At 59.7% G+C, this 16,562-nt stretch carries 16 protein-coding genes; 15 read left to right on the plus strand and 1 reads right to left on the minus strand.

Annotated elements, in window-relative coordinates:
- Positions 1-87: 87 nt before the first annotated feature.
- The 13 genes from GUC32_RS02930 to deoD all read left to right on the plus strand — a co-directional run bounded on the left by GUC32_RS02930 (position 88) and on the right by deoD (position 13,207).
- Complete coding sequence (locus GUC32_RS02930; RefSeq protein WP_043136062.1) at positions 88-393, plus strand: helix-turn-helix domain-containing protein; 306 nt, start codon at positions 88-90, stop codon at positions 391-393.
- Between the two features lie 3 nt (positions 394-396).
- Positions 397-1,662 (plus strand): type II toxin-antitoxin system HipA family toxin, encoded by a 1,266-nt coding sequence (locus tag GUC32_RS02935; RefSeq protein WP_043136059.1) that lies wholly within the window; start codon positions 397-399, stop codon positions 1,660-1,662.
- 146 nt (positions 1,663-1,808) lie between these two features.
- Complete coding sequence (gene prfC, locus GUC32_RS02940; RefSeq protein WP_025305208.1) at positions 1,809-3,398, plus strand: peptide chain release factor 3; 1,590 nt, start codon at positions 1,809-1,811, stop codon at positions 3,396-3,398.
- 517 nt (positions 3,399-3,915) lie between these two features.
- Positions 3,916-4,530 carry a molecular chaperone OsmY gene (osmY, locus tag GUC32_RS02945; RefSeq protein ID WP_025305209.1) on the plus strand — a complete coding sequence of 205 codons (615 nt, stop codon included), beginning with the start codon at positions 3,916-3,918 and terminating at the stop codon, positions 4,528-4,530.
- A 161-nt stretch (positions 4,531-4,691) separates the two neighbouring features.
- On the plus strand, positions 4,692-4,853 hold the full coding sequence (locus GUC32_RS02950; protein WP_004857650.1) for a DUF1328 domain-containing protein: 162 nt from the start codon (positions 4,692-4,694) through the stop codon (positions 4,851-4,853).
- A 68-nt stretch (positions 4,854-4,921) separates the two neighbouring features.
- Complete coding sequence (locus GUC32_RS02955) at positions 4,922-5,107, plus strand: stress response protein (protein WP_025305210.1); 186 nt, start codon at positions 4,922-4,924, stop codon at positions 5,105-5,107.
- A gap of 10 nt (positions 5,108-5,117) precedes the next feature.
- Entirely contained in the window at positions 5,118-6,236 is a 1,119-nt protein-coding gene (locus tag GUC32_RS02960) for a patatin family protein (protein WP_025305211.1), read from the plus strand.
- A complete protein-coding gene (locus tag GUC32_RS02965) occupies positions 6,233-7,015 on the plus strand; it encodes a TatD family hydrolase (RefSeq protein ID WP_369435548.1) in 783 nt (260 codons plus the stop codon). Before GUC32_RS02960 ends, GUC32_RS02965 begins: the two co-directional genes overlap by 4 nt.
- A 183-nt stretch (positions 7,016-7,198) precedes the next feature.
- On the plus strand, positions 7,199-8,476 hold the full coding sequence (locus tag GUC32_RS02970) for a NupC/NupG family nucleoside CNT transporter (protein WP_369435549.1): 1,278 nt from the start codon (positions 7,199-7,201) through the stop codon (positions 8,474-8,476).
- 370 nt (positions 8,477-8,846) lie between these two features.
- Complete coding sequence (deoC, locus tag GUC32_RS02975; protein ID WP_060434186.1) at positions 8,847-9,626, plus strand: deoxyribose-phosphate aldolase; 780 nt, start codon at positions 8,847-8,849, stop codon at positions 9,624-9,626.
- A 66-nt stretch (positions 9,627-9,692) separates the two neighbouring features.
- The gene (gene deoA, locus GUC32_RS02980; protein WP_043136047.1) at positions 9,693-11,015 is read left to right on the plus strand and encodes a thymidine phosphorylase; all 1,323 of its coding nucleotides are present in this window, start codon (positions 9,693-9,695) and stop codon (positions 11,013-11,015) included.
- Between the two features lie 70 nt (positions 11,016-11,085).
- Positions 11,086-12,309, plus strand: a complete 1,224-nt coding sequence (gene deoB, locus GUC32_RS02985) for a phosphopentomutase (RefSeq protein WP_043136044.1) — start codon at positions 11,086-11,088, stop codon at positions 12,307-12,309.
- A gap of 166 nt (positions 12,310-12,475) precedes the next feature.
- Entirely contained in the window at positions 12,476-13,207 is a 732-nt protein-coding gene (gene deoD / locus GUC32_RS02990; RefSeq protein ID WP_004933059.1) for a purine-nucleoside phosphorylase, read from the plus strand.
- Positions 13,208-13,376: 169 nt separating this feature from the next.
- Here the strand turns inward: deoD and GUC32_RS02995 are convergent, their stop codons facing one another.
- Positions 13,377-14,060, minus strand: coding sequence for a YtjB family periplasmic protein (locus tag GUC32_RS02995; RefSeq protein ID WP_025305217.1), 684 nt, complete (start codon positions 14,058-14,060; stop codon positions 13,377-13,379).
- 110 nt (positions 14,061-14,170) lie between these two features.
- On the opposite strand from GUC32_RS02995, the gene serB reads away from it, so the two are divergent.
- Entirely contained in the window at positions 14,171-15,148 is a 978-nt protein-coding gene (serB, locus tag GUC32_RS03000) for a phosphoserine phosphatase (RefSeq protein ID WP_016929162.1), read from the plus strand.
- A gap of 19 nt (positions 15,149-15,167) precedes the next feature.
- Positions 15,168-16,553 carry a DNA repair protein RadA gene (gene radA, locus GUC32_RS03005; protein ID WP_025159617.1) on the plus strand — a complete coding sequence of 462 codons (1,386 nt, stop codon included), beginning with the start codon at positions 15,168-15,170 and terminating at the stop codon, positions 16,551-16,553.
- Positions 16,554-16,562: the final 9 nt, after the last annotated feature.

The raw sequence follows: 16,562 nt of genomic DNA on the forward strand, positions 1-16,562 counted from the left end.
CATCAAAAAAGTTGTTTTTCACTGTCTCGACAACTAATTTGTTGTTTATTGCTGGTGAGACAATCAATGCGTTGTTTGGAGGCGCGGATGAGAAAACTATCCGAAATATCAGCGTTGCTGAAAGAAAAACGCAGTGAGTTGGGTTGGAGTCAAAAAGACTTTTTAATGAAGATTGGCATGACCCAACAGCAATATCAGCGTATTGAAGCGGGGAGCGATATGCGGGTAAGCACGTTGCTACGAATATTGGCGGCGATGAATTTGGAATATGTCATCGTGCCAAAAAAGTCTGCCCGTGATGTGGAGTGCCTGCTGCAACAGGAAGTGAGTAGCGCACCGGAAGTCGGTAAGCCGCAGGATTTTGAAAAAAAACTGAAAGATCTCGAGGACTAGCTGATGAAAGGGCTGCGACAGGTTGAATCGGTACAGGCATTAGCCTTGATATTGCATGGCGTGCGTGTTGGCGTGCTGGCGCATTACAGCGGCGGCAGAAACATCCTGACGTTTGATCCACACTACCTCGCTTTGCCGGAGCGTGTTCGTCCTTTGTTTACGCTCAGGCAGAAGGCGCACGCGGGGTATCTTGAGCAAGTTTTACAGTCATCGCAGCGTCTGCCGCCCGTTTTATCCAACTTGTTACCCGAAGGCGCACTGCGCGCTTGGGTGGCACAGTCGTTGAAAGCCCATGTGAATGAGGAGTTTCCTTTAATTGCCTGGGCCGGTGGAAACTTGCCGGGAGCGCTTGAAGCACGGCCGTTGGCTGCCAGTGACATACCCGCCTGGGCGTTAAGGTCGCGCGGCGAGTTGGAAGCCGTGCAAATTGATGTTGGGATGGAGGCGCAAAAGTTTTCTCTGGCAGGGGTACAAATGAAATTTTCCTCTGTGCGCAAAGAGGGCCGCTTCAACATTTCTTCTCAGGTGGGCGCTGATAGCTGGATCATTAAAACGCCTTCAACGGTTCATCGTCATCTCCCTGAAAATGAATATACGGCAATGCGTTTGGCGCAAGCCATCGGCGTGGATATTCCTGATATTGAGCTGGTTGAACTGACACGACTTGAACACTTGCCTGATATTCGCTTGGCGGATGAACCCTATGCTTATGCCACCCGTCGTTTTGACCGCAGCGAAAGCGGGCGAGTGCATGCAGAAGATTTTGCCCAGATATTCGAGATTTACGCGCACGATAAATACCGCGGCAAAAATTACGATCAAATAGCGGCTTATCTCTATGAGTATGGCAGTGAATCTTTAGCGGATGTGCAGCAAATGGCGCGCCGTCTGTTGGCGAATATTTTGCTCGCCAATGGCGATGCGCACGTAAAAAATTGGTCCATGTTCTATCCAAACCAGACTGATATTCGGCTTTCTCCCGCTTATGACATCGTCACTACGTTGGCTTATATTCCTGGTGAGTCTGAGGCTGCGCTCAATATGGCGAAGGAAAAGCGCTGGGATAGGATCTCAATGCAAACCTTCGAACGCTGGGCTGAACGGGTCGATATTCCCTGGTCTGCGATACGGGTGCACCTGGTGGATGCCATCGACAAGGCGCGAAATTTGTGGCCGGCCTTATTGGAAGAGCTGCCGATGGCGGACGATCACAAATCGGTATTGCGCCGGCATTGGGCCGCTTTGTCTCCCGATTTCCGCCTGCGTTAGCGGGAAATCGGATCCATTGATTGTCACCGGTTGGCAAATCGGCGAAAATGCCCGGCTGTTATCTTTTATTCACCGCTTTGCCCGGCGCCGCGATCGGCGCGTTCTGATGATGTCGCAGGGCGGACTAACCGTAGAACCTGAAAACCATGTCTCCTAGTGAATTTGCCCGCGAAGTCTCCAAAAGAAGAACTTTCGCCATCATCTCGCACCCCGATGCCGGTAAAACCACCATTACCGAAAAAGTGCTGCTGTTCGGACAGGCGATCCAGACCGCCGGTACGGTAAAAGGCCGCGGCTCCAGCCAGCACGCCAAATCCGACTGGATGGAAATGGAAAAGCAGCGTGGGATCTCGATCACCACCTCGGTGATGCAGTTCCCGTATCGCGACAGCCTGGTCAACCTGCTGGATACCCCGGGGCACGAGGACTTCTCCGAAGATACGTACCGCACCCTGACCGCCGTGGACTGCTGTCTGATGGTGATCGACGCCGCCAAGGGCGTTGAGGATCGTACCCGCAAGCTGATGGAAGTCACCCGTCTGCGCGACACGCCGATCCTGACCTTTATGAACAAGCTGGACCGCGACATCCGCGATCCGATGGAGGTGATGGACGAAGTCGAACGCGAACTGAAAATCGCCTGTTCGCCTATCACCTGGCCGATCGGCTGCGGCAAGCTGTTCAAAGGCGTTTACCACCTGTACAAGGATGAAACCTACCTGTACCAGACCGGTAAAGGCCACACCATTCAGGAAGTGCGCATCGTCAAAGGCCTGAACAACCCGGAACTGGATATCGCCGTGGGCGAAGATCTGGCGGCGCAGCTGCGCGATGAGTTGGAACTGGTGCAGGGCGCTTCCCATGAGTTCGATCAGGAGGCCTTCCTGAGCGGCGAGCTGACGCCGGTGTTCTTCGGTACCGCACTCGGCAACTTCGGCGTGGATCATATGCTGGACGGCCTGGTGGCCTGGGCGCCGGCGCCGATGCCGCGTAAAACCGACACCCGTGAAGTAACGGCGGCGGAAGAGAAATTCACCGGTTTCGTGTTCAAGATCCAGGCCAACATGGATCCGAAGCACCGCGACCGCGTGGCCTTTATGCGCGTGGTGTCCGGCCGTTACGAGAAAGGCATGAAGCTGCGCCAGGTGCGCACCGGCAAAGACGTGGTGATCTCCGACGCGCTGACCTTTATGGCCGGTGACCGTTCGCACGTGGAAGAAGCCTACCCGGGCGACATCATCGGTCTGCACAACCACGGCACCATTCAGATCGGCGATACCTTCACCCAGGGCGAAGACATGAAGTTCACCGGCATCCCGAACTTCGCGCCGGAACTGTTCCGCCGCATTCGCCTGCGCGATCCGCTGAAGCAGAAACAGCTGTTGAAGGGGTTGGTGCAGCTGTCCGAAGAGGGCGCGGTGCAGGTGTTCCGCCCGATCGCCAACAACGATCTGATCGTCGGTGCGGTCGGCGTGCTGCAGTTCGACGTGGTCGTGGCGCGTTTGAAGAGTGAGTACAACGTGGAAGCGCTGTATGAGTCGGTCAACGTGTCGACGGCGCGCTGGGTTGAGTGCGACGACGTGAAGAAGTTCGAAGAGTTCAAGCGCAAGAACGAGATCAACCTGGCGCTGGACGGTGGGGACAACCTGTCCTACATCGCGCCGACCATGGTGAACCTCAACCTGACGCAGGAACGCTATCCTGACGTGACCTTCCGCAAAACCCGCGAACACTGATAACTCTGCAGGGCGCCCGGTGCGCCCTGCCAGCTCCCCGTATTCTCACTCCGCTAATTAATAAAACTTCCTCATATTTTATCCTGCGAATCGACATCGCCAAGGCGAGACGCGATTGGCCTGCGTTTTCCGCCGCATGGTCTATCTTTAACGAGATGTCCGCACATTGCTTGAGAGTAAATCACTGCAATACGCTGATTATTTGGTGAGTTATTCTGATGTGTTGCCGATGGGAGACAGTCTGTTTCCTTAAATATCAATGAGATGACTATTTTACCGTTTCGTGTCACTTAGTCTGTCGTCAATAGGCGACAGTTTTTTGATTAAAAATCCGACTCAACGCTTCTTTTTCTTGATTTTAAAGGTGTTTATTGAGTTGGCACGGCTGTTGCAATATTCCTATCGTGAACGCTTAATCGTATAGCGATGATGAAGTATTTACCGAGAGGCCGCGTGAAGGTGGCTGAAGGGTTCCAGCACTCTGGCGCTGCGGGCCCCCAACAAAAGGAAGAGATCGATGAAAAAGACCAAATTTGCACACTCGCTGATGGCTGTTGTTTTGGGTTCTGCTTTGGTGAGCGGCACTGCGCTAGCCGAAGACAGTCTGCTCAACAAGGCGTCTAACGCCGCGGACAGTGCCGGTGCCAAAATCGATAGCTCCATGAAAAAAGTTGACGGTTACATGGATGACAGCGCGATAACGGCTAAAGTTAAAAGTGCGTTGGTGGACGATAAGACCATCAAAAGCACTGACATTTCGGTGAAAACCGAAAAAGGCACCGTGATCCTGAGCGGGTTTGTCGGCAGCCAGGCGCAGGCGGAGCATGCAGTTGCGGTTGCCGGCAAGGTGGAAGGCGTCAAAACCGTTAGCGACAAGCTGCACGTGAAAGATGAAGCCAATCAATCGATCAAATCGTATGCCGGCGACACCGCCACCACCAGTGAGCTGAAAGCCAAGCTGCTGGCCGATGACATCGTGCCGTCGCGCAATGTGAAAGTGGAAACCACCGATGGCGTGGTGCAGCTTTCCGGTGAAGTGAAAACGCAGGCGCAGTCTGAGCGTGCCGAAAGCATCGCCAAGGCTATCGATGGCGTGAAAAGCGTGAAAAACGACCTGGTGGTTAAGCAGTAATCCCGCCAGGCGCCCGTAACAAGTAACAACAAGCCGCATCTGTCGGGCCGTCAAGGCGGCCCGACGTGTACCACCAAAAAAAGAAACTGATTTGCCGTCGATGTCCCGTTGTCGGGGCGGTAGACGGCAGCGAATTTTTTCACAATGGTAAGGAGAAGCTTATGTTTCGTTGGGGCATTATCTTTTTAGTTATCGCGCTTATCGCTGCAGCACTGGGGTTCGGTTCGCTGGCGGGCACCGCCGCCTGGGCGGCTAAAATCGTGTTCGTCGTCGGCATCATCCTGTTCCTGGTCAGCCTGTTCACCGGCCGCCGGCGCCCTTAGCTGGCCGGCATTTTCCCGTAAACTGTAACAAAGCTTAACTCCTTTTCTCACGTCGGGGAGGGCCGGACATGAACAGCGACATCATCGTCGGGCGCTGGAAACAGCTGAAAGGCCAGGTATGGCAGGCGTGGGCCGAATGGTCCGGCAGCGATTGCGCCTGGCTGGCCGGCAGCAACGATTTCCTCGCCGGCGTACTGCAAGAGGATTACGGAAGAGAGCGAGACGCGGTATCCTCGGAGAAAACGTCTCACTGAGGATGCCAAGTTGGGATACAGAATACCCATCACGCTCGGCAATATAGAACCGCTGGCGTCTAAACCCTTTCGGCCAGGCAAAATGGCGCTGGTCTGCGAAGGCGGCGGCCAGCGCGGCATTTTCACCGCCGGCGTGCTGGACGAGTTTCAGCGCGCGGGCTTTAACCCTTTCGATCTGTTGATCGGCACGTCGGCCGGCGCCCAGAATCTGTCTGCCTATATCTGCGGGCAGATGGGCTACGCGCGCCGGGTGATCACCCGTTACACCACTTCGGCACAGTTCTTCAATCCGCTGCGCTTCGTGCGTGGCGGGCATCTGATCGATCTCGATTGGCTGGTTGATACGGCGGCGGCGCAGATGCCGCTGGCGATGGACGTGGCGGAACAGCATTTTACCGACGGGCGCGAATTCTTACTGTGCGCCTGCCGCAGCGACGATTTCGAGCCGACCTATCTGCCTGCGCAGCGCGAACGCTGGCTGCCGGCCATCAAGGCATCCAGCGCCATTCCCGGCTTCTATCGCCAGGGCGTGGAGCTGGACGGCGTCAGCTATCAGGACGGCGGCATCAGTGATGCGATCCCGGTGGAAGAGGCCTATCGCCGCGGCGCCGACACTATCGTGGTGATCCGCACCGTGCCTTCGCAGATGTACTACACCCCGCAGTGGATGAAGCGCATGGAGCATTGGCTGAGCGACAGCAGCCTGCAGCAGATGGTGCGCATCCTGCAGCATCACGAGCAAAGCTATCACCGCATCCAGCGCTTTATCGAAAAGCCGCCGGGCAAGCTGCGCATCTTCGAGATCTTCCCGCCGAAGCCGTTGGCCAGCAATGCGCTGGGCAGCCGATTGGGAGCGCTCAATCAGGATTATCACCTGGGGCGCCGCTGTGGCCGCTACTTTCTGGCCACCGTCGGCCAGTGGATGGCACAGCCGGAGCCCGACGGCATCAAGGTGCGAAAAGCGTTGTCGCGCCGCCTGATCCAGCCGGAGAACGTCAGAATGCCTTCGCCGATCGTGACCGACATCGCCATGCCCACCGAGCGGGCGGCGCAGCCGGAGGCGGCGGTAGCGGCGCCGAAAATCATCCTGCCGGGCGATTTGCCGCCGGGTGAAGGGGGGGCGCTGTGAGTTACGCCTTTACCGATACCCACTGCCATTTCGATTTCCCGCCCTTTACCGGGCATGAAGTCGAGAGCCTGGCGCGGGCGGCAAGCGCCGGCGTGCAGCGCATCATCGTCCCGACGGTCACTGCCGATCGCTTCGCGCGGGTGTTGCGGCTGGCGCAGGAGCATGCGCCGCTGTTCGCCGCGCTGGGTCTGCACCCGCTATATATCGCGCAGCATCATGAGCCGCAGATGGAACAGCTGGCGATGCTGTTGGCCGAACGGCCGCACAAGCTGGTGGCGGTGGGGGAGATCGGGCTCGATCTGTATATGGACAACCCACAGTTCGAGCGGCAGCAAAGCCTGCTGCTGGCCCAGTTGAAGCTGGCGAAACAGTATGACCTGCCGGTGATCCTGCATTCGCGCCGCACCCACGATCAGTTGGCCGCCGCGCTGCGGCGCATGCAGCTGCCGCGTCGCGGTGTGGTGCACGGCTTTGCCGGTAGCCTGTCGCAGGCGCAGGCGTTTATCCGCCTCGGCTATTACATCGGCGTGGGCGGCACCATCACTTATGAGCGGGCGCAGAAAACGCGCGCCGTGATGGCGCAGCTGCCGCTTGAGGCGCTGCTGCTGGAGACCGATGCGCCGGACATGCCGCTGGCCGGCTATCAGGGGCAACCGAATCGCCCCGAACGCGCCGCCGAGGTGTTTCAGACGCTGTGTGAACTGCGCCCGGAACCGGCCGACGAGATCGCCGCCCACCTGCAACGCAATACCCAAGCGCTGTTCGCCATGCCGAATTGAGGTCTGCATAACGTGACCTACGTCACGTTATAAGATTTTCATTTGCGTCTCGTTGTATACATTTGTGACATAAATCGGTGCGAGGGTGACCTCGCTCAGTATAATCCCCCCGAAACTCTCCAATAGCAGACCTCTCTTCATGAGCAGGGATGTATTTTATTTTTTGCAACAGGGAAACTTTGCATGCAACTCATCATGAGTCTGGTTGGCATGGCGGTGCTGATCGCCATTGCGGTGCTGCTCTCCAGCAACCGCCGGGCCATCAAATTGCGCACCGTCGTGTGGGCGTTCATCATTCAGATCGGCATCGGCGCGCTGGTGCTCTACGTGCCGCTGGGCCGCAGCATCCTCGGCAGTATGTCTAACGGCGTGGCAAACGTTATCGCCTACGGCAATCAGGGCATTTCGTTCATCTTCGGCGGGCTGGTGTCCGACAAGATGTTCGAAGTGTTCGGCGGCGGCGGCTTCGTGTTCGCGCTGCGCGTTCTACCGGTGATCGTGTTCTTCTCCTCGCTGATTGCGGTGCTGTACTACCTCGGCATCATGCAGTTGGTGATCCGCGTGCTGGGCGGCGGCCTGCACAAGCTGCTGGGCACCTCGCGCACCGAATCGCTGTCGGCGACCGCCAACATTTTCGTCGGCCAGACCGAAGCGCCGCTGGTGGTGCGCCCGTATATCGCCACCATGAGCCAGTCAGAACTGTTCGCCGTGATGTGCGGCGGCCTGGCCTCGGTGGCCGGTTCGGTGTTGGCGGGGTACGCGCAGATGGGCGTACCGTTGGAATACCTGATCGCCGCGTCCTTCATGGCCGCGCCGGGCGGGCTGCTGTTCGCCAAGCTGATGGTGCCGGAAACCGAGCAGACCCACGATAAAGACGATGCGATGAAGCTGATCGCCGAAGAAGAGCGTCCGGCCAACGTGATCGACGCGGCGGCTTCCGGCGCGGCCTCCGGCATGCAGCTGGCGCTGAACGTCGGTGCGATGCTGCTGGCGTTTATCGCGCTGATCGCCTTGCTCAACGGCATTCTCGGCGGCATCGGCGGCTGGTTCGATTACCCGCAGCTGTCGCTCGAACTGATCCTCGGTTGGGTGTTCTCACCGATCGCCTTCCTGATCGGCGTGCCGTGGAGTGAAGCGATGACCGCCGGTTCGTTTATCGGCCAGAAGATCATCGTCAACGAGTTTGTCGCCTACATGAACTTCGGCGCCTATCTGCGCTCGGACGATGTGGTGGCGGCAGAAGGCCTGCAGGTGCTGTCAACGCACACCAAGGCGATCATCTCCTTTGCGCTGTGCGGTTTCGCCAACCTCTCCTCGGTGGCGATCCTGCTGGGCGGTTTGGGCAGCATGGCGCCCAACCGTCGCCATGACATCGCGCGCTTCGGTCTGAAAGCCGTGGCGGCGGGCACGCTGTCCAACCTGATGAGCGCCACCATCGCCGGTTTCTTCCTGGCGCTGTAAGCCTTCACGGAGCCCGCGACGGCGCGACCGATCGCGGGACTCCGCCTATACTCTAAGCAACGTGGGTGTTTGTCGCACCCGCGATCTTCAGCCGCTTCTTTAGCGAATTTGTGAACGATATCGCGTTATTTTGTGATGTTCTTCACATATAATTCCGGTCTGTTACAGTGCTATTTCATATAGTGTGACGATGAACGCGAATCGCCCTCGGCATTCGTGTTCAAATAGCTATTACTGGCCGGCCGCAAGGCGGGTGGCCATGTGCGGTGAGAAGGATCTCAGTTGCCGCCGCGGGAACGCCGTTCCCCTGCGCTATCTTCATGGAACCAAGTCCGCTCGCCAACACCCAGGTACTCAGTTGGAGAGTTTTATGACCGAATTAACCGCAGCAGCGCAACGTGCGCTGAACTTGATGGATTTAACCACGCTGAATGATGATGACACCGACGAGAAAGTGATCGCCCTCTGTCGTCAGGCCAACAGCCCGGCCGGCCACACGGCGGCCATCTGCATCTACCCGCGTTTTATCCCGGTGGCGCGTAAGGCGCTGCGCGAGCAAGGCACGCCGGACATCCGTATCGCCACCGTGACCAACTTCCCGCATGGCAACGACGATATCGACATCGCGCTGGCGGAAACCCGCGCGGCCATCGCCTATGGCGCGGATGAAGTGGACGTGGTGTTCCCTTACCGCGCGCTGATCGCCGGCAACGAACAGGTCGGCTTCGAGCTGGTGAAACAGTGCAAGCAGGCATGCCAGGCGGCCAACGTGCTGCTGAAAGTGATCGTCGAAACCGGTGAGCTGAAGCAGGCCGATCTGATCCGCAAAGCGTCCGAGATCGCCATCAAGGCCGGGGCTGACTTTATCAAGACCTCCACCGGCAAGGTGCCGGTCAACGCCACCCTGGAGAGCGCCGAGCTGATGATGTCGGTGATCCGCGATATGGGCGTGGCGAAGACCGTGGGCTTCAAGCCGGCCGGCGGCGTGCGCACCGCGGAAGACGCGCTGCATTATCTGCAACTTGCCGATCGTATTCTGGGCGAGGGGTGGGCCGACGCGCGGCATTTCCGCTTTGGCGCTTCCAGCCTGCTGGCCAGCTTGCTGGCCGCGCTGGGCCACCAAACCCAGACCGCCGGCGGCGGCTACTGATCGATATCGTTGGCGGGCGCCAGGCGCGCCCGTCTGCACCGACTCTCGGCGACACAGGGGGATGCCTTGTTCCTGGCTCAAGAAATTATTCGTAAGAAACGCGACGGCCAGCCGTTAAGCGAAGCGGAAATCCGCTTCTTCATCAACGGCATTCGCGACAATGTGGTGTCGGAAGGGCAGATCGCCGCGCTGGCGATGACCATTTATTTCCATGACATGAGCATGCCGGAGCGCGTGGCGCTCACCATGGCGATGCGCGATTCCGGCACCGTGCTGGACTGGAAGAGCCTGGCGCTGAACGGCCCTATCGTCGACAAGCATTCGACCGGCGGCGTGGGCGACGTGACCTCGCTGATGCTCGGCCCGATGGTGGCGGCCTGCGGCGGCTATGTGCCGATGATCTCCGGCCGCGGCCTGGGGCATACCGGCGGCACGCTGGACAAGCTGGAAGCCATTCCGGGCTTCAATATTTTCCCGGACGATAACGCCTTCCGCAAAATTATTCAGGACGTCGGCGTGGCGATCATCGGCCAGACCAGCTCGCTGGCGCCGGCGGACAAACGTTTCTACGCCACCCGCGATATCACCGCCACCGTGGATTCGATCCCGCTGATCACCGCCTCCATTCTGGCCAAGAAGCTGGCGGAAGGGCTGGATGCGCTGGTGATGGACGTGAAGGTGGGCTCGGGCGCCTTTATGCCGACCTATGCCCTGTCGCAAGATTTGGCGCAGGCGATCGTCGGCGTGGCCAACGGCGCGGGCTGCAAGACCACCGCGCTGCTGACCGACATGAATCAGGTGCTGGCTTCCAGCGCCGGTAACGCGGTGGAAGTGCGCGAAGCGGTGCGCTTCCTGACCGGCGAATACCGCAACCCGCGCCTGCTGGAAGTGACGCTGGCGCTGTGCGTGGAGATGCTGCTGTCCGGCGGCCTGGCGCAAGACGAGGCCGATGCGCGCGCCAAACTGCAGGCGGTGCTGGACAACGGCAAAGCGGCTGAGGTGTTTGGCCGCATGGTGGCGGCGCAGCAAGGGCCGATAGACTTCGTCGAACGTTATGATAGCTATCTGCCGGCGGCAACGCTGAGCAAGCCGGTGTATGCTGAAAAGCCGGGCATCATCAGCGCCATGGATACCCGTGCGCTGGGTATGGCGGTGGTGTCGCTGGGCGGCGGCCGTCGCCGGGCGAGCGACGCCATCGATTACAGCGTTGGCCTGACCGAGGTGGCGCGCCTGGGCGATAAGGTGGATACCCAGCAACCGCTGGCGATGATCCACGCCAACGATGAAGAGAGCTGGCAGCTGGCGGCCGATGCGGTGCGCAGCGCAATGACGCTGAGCGACAAGGCGCCGGAAGCGACGCCGGTGGTGTATAAGCGCATCACGGAATAACCCAAGAATCAGGAACGACCGCGGCTTTTTCGCGGCCGTCCAAAGCGTGAGAACACGCAGGAGAGCACAGATGAAACGTACATTTATTATGGTATTGGACTCCTTCGGTATCGGTGCCAGCGAAGACGCCGAACGTTTTGGCGATCGGGGTTCTGACACCCTGGGCCATATTGCCGAAGTTTGCGCGCGTGGTGAGGCCAACGTGGGCCGCCAGGGCCCGCTGACGCTGCCTAACCTGAGCCGCCTGGGCCTTGGCAAAGCGGCGGAAGAGTCCACCGGCAACTTCCCGCAGGGGCTGGATCGCAACGCCGATATCATCGGTGCTTACGCTTACGCCAGCGAACTCTCTTCCGGTAAAGACACGCCGTCGGGCCACTGGGAAATCGCCGGCGTGCCGGTGCTGTTCGACTGGGGTTACTTCAAGGACGAGCACAACAGCTTCCCGCAGGCGCTGCTGGACAAACTGGTCGAACGCGCCAAGCTGCCGGGCTACCTGGGCAACTGCCACTCATCCGGCACCGTGATCCTCGATCAGCTGGGCGAAGAGCACATGAAAACCGGCAAGCCGATTTTCTACACCTCCGCTGACTCGGTGTTCCAGATCGCCTGCCATGAAGAAACCTTCGGCCTGGATCGTCTGTATGAGCTGTGCGAAATTGCGCGTGAAGAGCTGACCGAAGGCGGTTACAACATCGGTCGCGTGATCGCGCGTCCGTTCGTCGGCGATAAGCCGGGCCACTTCCAGCGCACCGGCAACCGTCACGATCTGGCGGTAGAGCCGCCGGCGCCGACCGTGCTGAAAAAGCTGGTGGACGAGAAGGGCGGCGAAGTGGTGTCGATCGGTAAAATCGCCGACATCTACGCCAACGTTGGCATCACCAAGAAGGTGAAGGCGACCGGCATCGATGCGCTGTTTGACGCGACCCTGATTGAAATGGAAAAGGCCGGCGATAACACCATTGTGTTCACCAACTTCGTGGACTTCGACTCCTCTTACGGCCACCGCCGCGACGTGGCGGGCTACGCCGCCGCGCTGGAGCTGTTCGACCGCCGCCTGCCGGAGCTGCTGAAGCTGGTGAAAGACGAAGACATCATCATCTTCACCGCCGACCACGGCTGCGACCCAACCTGGCCGGGCACCGACCACACCCGCGAGCACATCCCGGTGCTGGTTTACGGCCCGAAAGTGAAACCGGGCTCGCTGGGCCACCGCGAGACCTTCGCCGACATCGGCCAGACCGTCGCCAATTACTTTGGCCTGTCGCCGATGGATTACGGTAAGACCCTGTTCTAAGCTCTGTCTTTCAAGCCGTAGCGTTGTTAGCTTCACGCGTGAACCCCAGTCGCTTACTCAAGTAAGCGACTGGGGATTCACCCGCTAGCTGCCTGGCTGCAACTCGACATTCAAGGCTTAGATGTTTGACGTTTTTATTAAATAAGATTTCTAAAGGAAGAAAATTATGGCTACGCCGCACATTAATGCTGAGATGGGTGATTTCGCTGACGTAGTACTGATGCCGGGCGACCCGCTGCGCGCAAAATACATCGCCGAAACCTTCCTGGAAGGCGCGGTGGAAGTGAACAACGTGCGCGGCATGTTGGGCTTCACCGGCACCTACAAAGGCCGCCGCATCTCCGTAATGGGCCACGGTATGGGCATCCCGTCCTGCTCCATCTATGCGCGCGAGCTGATTGCCGAATTCGGCGTGAAGAAGATCATTCGCGTCGGTTCCTGCGGCGCGGTGCGTGACGATATCAAACTGCGCGACGTGGTGATCGGCATGGGCGCGTGCACCGACTCCAAGGTGAACCGTCTGCGCTTCAAGGACAACGACTACGCGGCGATCGCCGACTTCGACATGGTGCGCAACGCGGTCGACGCGGCGGCGGCGCAGGGCATCCCGGCGCGCGTGGGCAACATCTTCTCCGCCGATCTGTTCTACACCCCGGATCCGGACATGTTCCAGGTGATGAAGAAGTACGGCATCCTGGGCGTGGAAATGGAAGCGGCCGGCATCTACGGCGTGGCGGCGGAGCTGTACGAAGAGTTCGGCTGTAAGGCACTGACCATCTGCACCGTGTCCGACCACATCCTGCGTCACGAAGCGACCACGGCGGCGGAACGCCAGACCACCTTTAACGAAATGATCGTTATCGCGCTGGAATCCGTGCTGCTGGGCGACAAAGCGTAATACCGCGGCGGGCGTCGTCATGGCGCCCGCCTGTCAATCTATTCATTCCGCACGGCCATTTTTGGCTAACGCTTTACCTTTCAATTGGTTGTGGATCCCGTTGTTACGGACAATCTATTCACCGAAAGGACAAGAAAACGGCACGAGCGCATTCAACGCTTGGCCTGAGTTATTCCTTCTTCGGCGCTTCCTGCTTTGTCTCCGGCGCATCCTCTTCGTCGTCTTCCACCGTATTGCCTTCTGCCAACGGCGTGTTGGCGGTCAACAGGTACGGCGACTGCTGCCAGCGGCTGCGGCGGTGTTGCAGCAGGGTGCGCGCCAGAATGATGCCGATCGCCAGCGCCAGCAGGATCATCAGGCGCAGCAGGTTGGTGGTGTTGTCCACCTGCTTGGATTCGGTCGCCAGCACGTGGGTGTCGAGGGTGATGCGGATAAAGCCGATCGGGCCGTCTTTGCCCTGAATGGATTCGACCAACTGGTGGTTGAAATAGCTGCCGGCGCGCTTGCCGTCGAGCGACAGGCGATCGCGTATACTTATCTGTTCCCCGGCGTGGGAGACCAGCGTGCCATCCTGCTGATACACGCTGACGTCGAGAATGCGGCTGTGATCGGTGAGCTGCTTGAGGATGGCGTCGATGCGCGGGGTGTTGCCGTCGTCGTCCAGCAGCGGCGCCAGGCTGTAGGCGACCTGTTTGGTCAGCGTCTGCGCCAGCTCTTCCACCTGCTCGGATCGCGCCATTTGGTGACTCAGGCTAAAATAAGAGGCGCCCTGCATCAGCAGCACCAGCAAAGCCAGGCAAATCAGGATAATAGCGGTGCGGTGCAGGCGAAATTTCAGTTTAGCGCGAGCCATGCAGGTTCCTTGGGCATCGGGGACACTTTATGTTGCCAGAACCGCTGGCGATAGGATAGCTTGATGCGTCGTTTTATCATGCAGCGTTTTTGTCCATTCAGGAGTCAATGATGTCAAACAGTCTGACCTATTGCGATCTTCCGGCGGAGATCTCTCAATGGCCGGGTCTTCCCCTTTCGCTCAGCGGCGACGAAGTGATGCCGCTGGACTACCGGGCGGGTAATACCGGGTGGCTGTTATATGGCAGAAAGCTGGACAAGGCGCGCATTACCCAATTCCAACGCAAGCTGGGCGCGGCGATGGTGATCGTCACCGCCTGGGGCGTGGACGATTATCAGGTGGTGCGGCTGGCGGGAACCTTGACGCCGCGCGCCAAGCTGCTGGCGGCGGAGAGCGGGCTGGATGTGGCGCCGCTCGGCAAAATCCCGCACCTGCGCACGCCGGGGCTGCTGGTGATGGATATGGATTCGACGGCGATCGAGATCGAGTGCATTGATGAGATCGCCAAGCTGGCGGGCGTCGGCGAGCAGGTGGCGGAAGTCACCGAACGCGCGATGCGCGGCGAACTGGATTTTACCGCCAGCCTGCGCCAGCGCGTCGGCACGCTGAAAGGGGCTGACGCCAATATCCTCAAGCAGGTGCGCGACGAACTGCCGTTGATGCCGGGGCTGACCAGCCTGGTGGGTAAGCTGCAGGCGATGGGCTGGCATGTGGCGATCGCCTCCGGCGGTTTCACCTACTACGCCGAATACCTGCGCAACCGGCTGCGGCTGGTGGCGGCGGCGGCCAACGAGCTGGAGATCCGCGACGGCAAGCTGACCGGCGAAGTGTTGGGGCCGGTGGTGGACGCGCAGTTCAAAGCCGATACGCTGCTGCGGCTGGCGGAGAAGCTGGAGATCCCGCTGGCGCAAACCGTGGCCATCGGCGACGGCGCCAACGATTTGAAAATGATGCAGGCGGCGGGGCTGGGCATCGCCTACCACGCCAAACCGAAAGTGTATGAAAAAGCGCAGGTGGCGATCCGGCATGCGGATTTGATGGGCGTACTGTGTATTCTCACCGGCAGCCTGAAACACGAAGTGCGATAACGAAAGATTGAGGTAAGACGTGGCAAAAGCGGCAAAACGGGCATTTGTGTGCAATGAGTGCGGGGCGGACTATCCGCGTTGGCAGGGGCAGTGCAGTGCCTGCCATGCCTGGAACACCATCACGGAAGTGCGTTTGGCCGCGTCGCCCGCTGCGGCGCGCAACGATCGCCTCAGCGGCTATGCCGGCGACGCCGGCGTCAGCAAAGTGCAGAAGCTGTCGGAAATCAGCCTGGAGGCGCTGCCGCGCTTCACCACCGGCTTTCTCGAGTTCGACCGCGTGCTGGGCGGCGGCGTGGTGCCCGGCAGCGCCATTCTGATCGGCGGCAACCCCGGCGCCGGCAAAAGTACCCTGTTGCTGCAGGTGTTGTGCAAACTGTCCGAACAGATGAAAACCCTGTACGTCACCGGCGAGGAATCGCTGCAGCAGGTGGCGATGCGTGCTCACCGTCTGGGGCTGCCGACCGGCGGCCTGAACATGCTGTCGGAAACCAGCATCGAGCAGATCTGCCTGATCGCTGAGCAGGAGCAGCCGAAGCTGATGGTGATCGACTCGATTCAGGTGATGCACATGGCGGACATTCAGTCTTCGCCGGGCAGCGTGGCGCAGGTGCGGGAAACCGCCGCCTATCTGACGCGCTTCGCCAAGACGCGCGGCGTGGCGATCGTGATGGTCGGGCACGTCACCAAAGATGGCTCGCTGGCCGGGCCAAAAGTGCTGGAACACTGCATTGACTGTTCGGTGCTGCTGGACGGCGACGCCGATTCCCGCTTCCGTACCCTGCGCAGCCACAAGAACCGCTTCGGCGCGGTCAACGAGCTGGGCGTGTTCGCCATGACCGAACAGGGGCTGCGCGAAGTCAGCAACCCTTCGGCGATCTTCCTTAGCCGCGGCGATGAAGTCACTTCCGGCAGCTCGGTGATGGTGGTGTGGGAAGGCACCCGGCCGCTGCTGGTGGAGATCCAGGCGCTGGTGGATCACTCGATGATGTCCAACCCGCGCCGCGTGGCGGTGGGCCTGGAGCAGAACCGGTTGGCGATCCTGCTGGCGGTGCTGCACCGGCACGGCGGGCTGCAGATGTCGGATCAGGACGTGTTCGTCAACGTGGTCGGCGGGGTGAAGGTCAGCGAGACCAGCGCCGATCTGGCGCTGCTGATGTCGCTGGTCTCGAGCCTGCGCGATCGGCCGCTGCCGAACGATCTGGTGGTGTTCGGCGAAGTGGGGCTGGCGGGGGAGATCCGCCCGGTGCCGAGCGGCCAGGAGCGCATCTCCGAAGCGGCCAAGCACGGCTTCAAGCGCGCCATCGTGCCGCACGGCAATATGCCGAAGAAGCCGCCGGCCAACATGCAGGTGTTCGGGGTCAAGAAGCTGGCGGACGCGCTGGACGTGCTGGAAGAGTTTTATTAATGTCGCTGA

It is taken from the genome of Serratia sp. NGAS9 (assembly GCF_009905295.1).
Taxonomy (GTDB): Bacteria; Pseudomonadota; Gammaproteobacteria; order Enterobacterales; family Enterobacteriaceae; genus Serratia; species Serratia bockelmannii.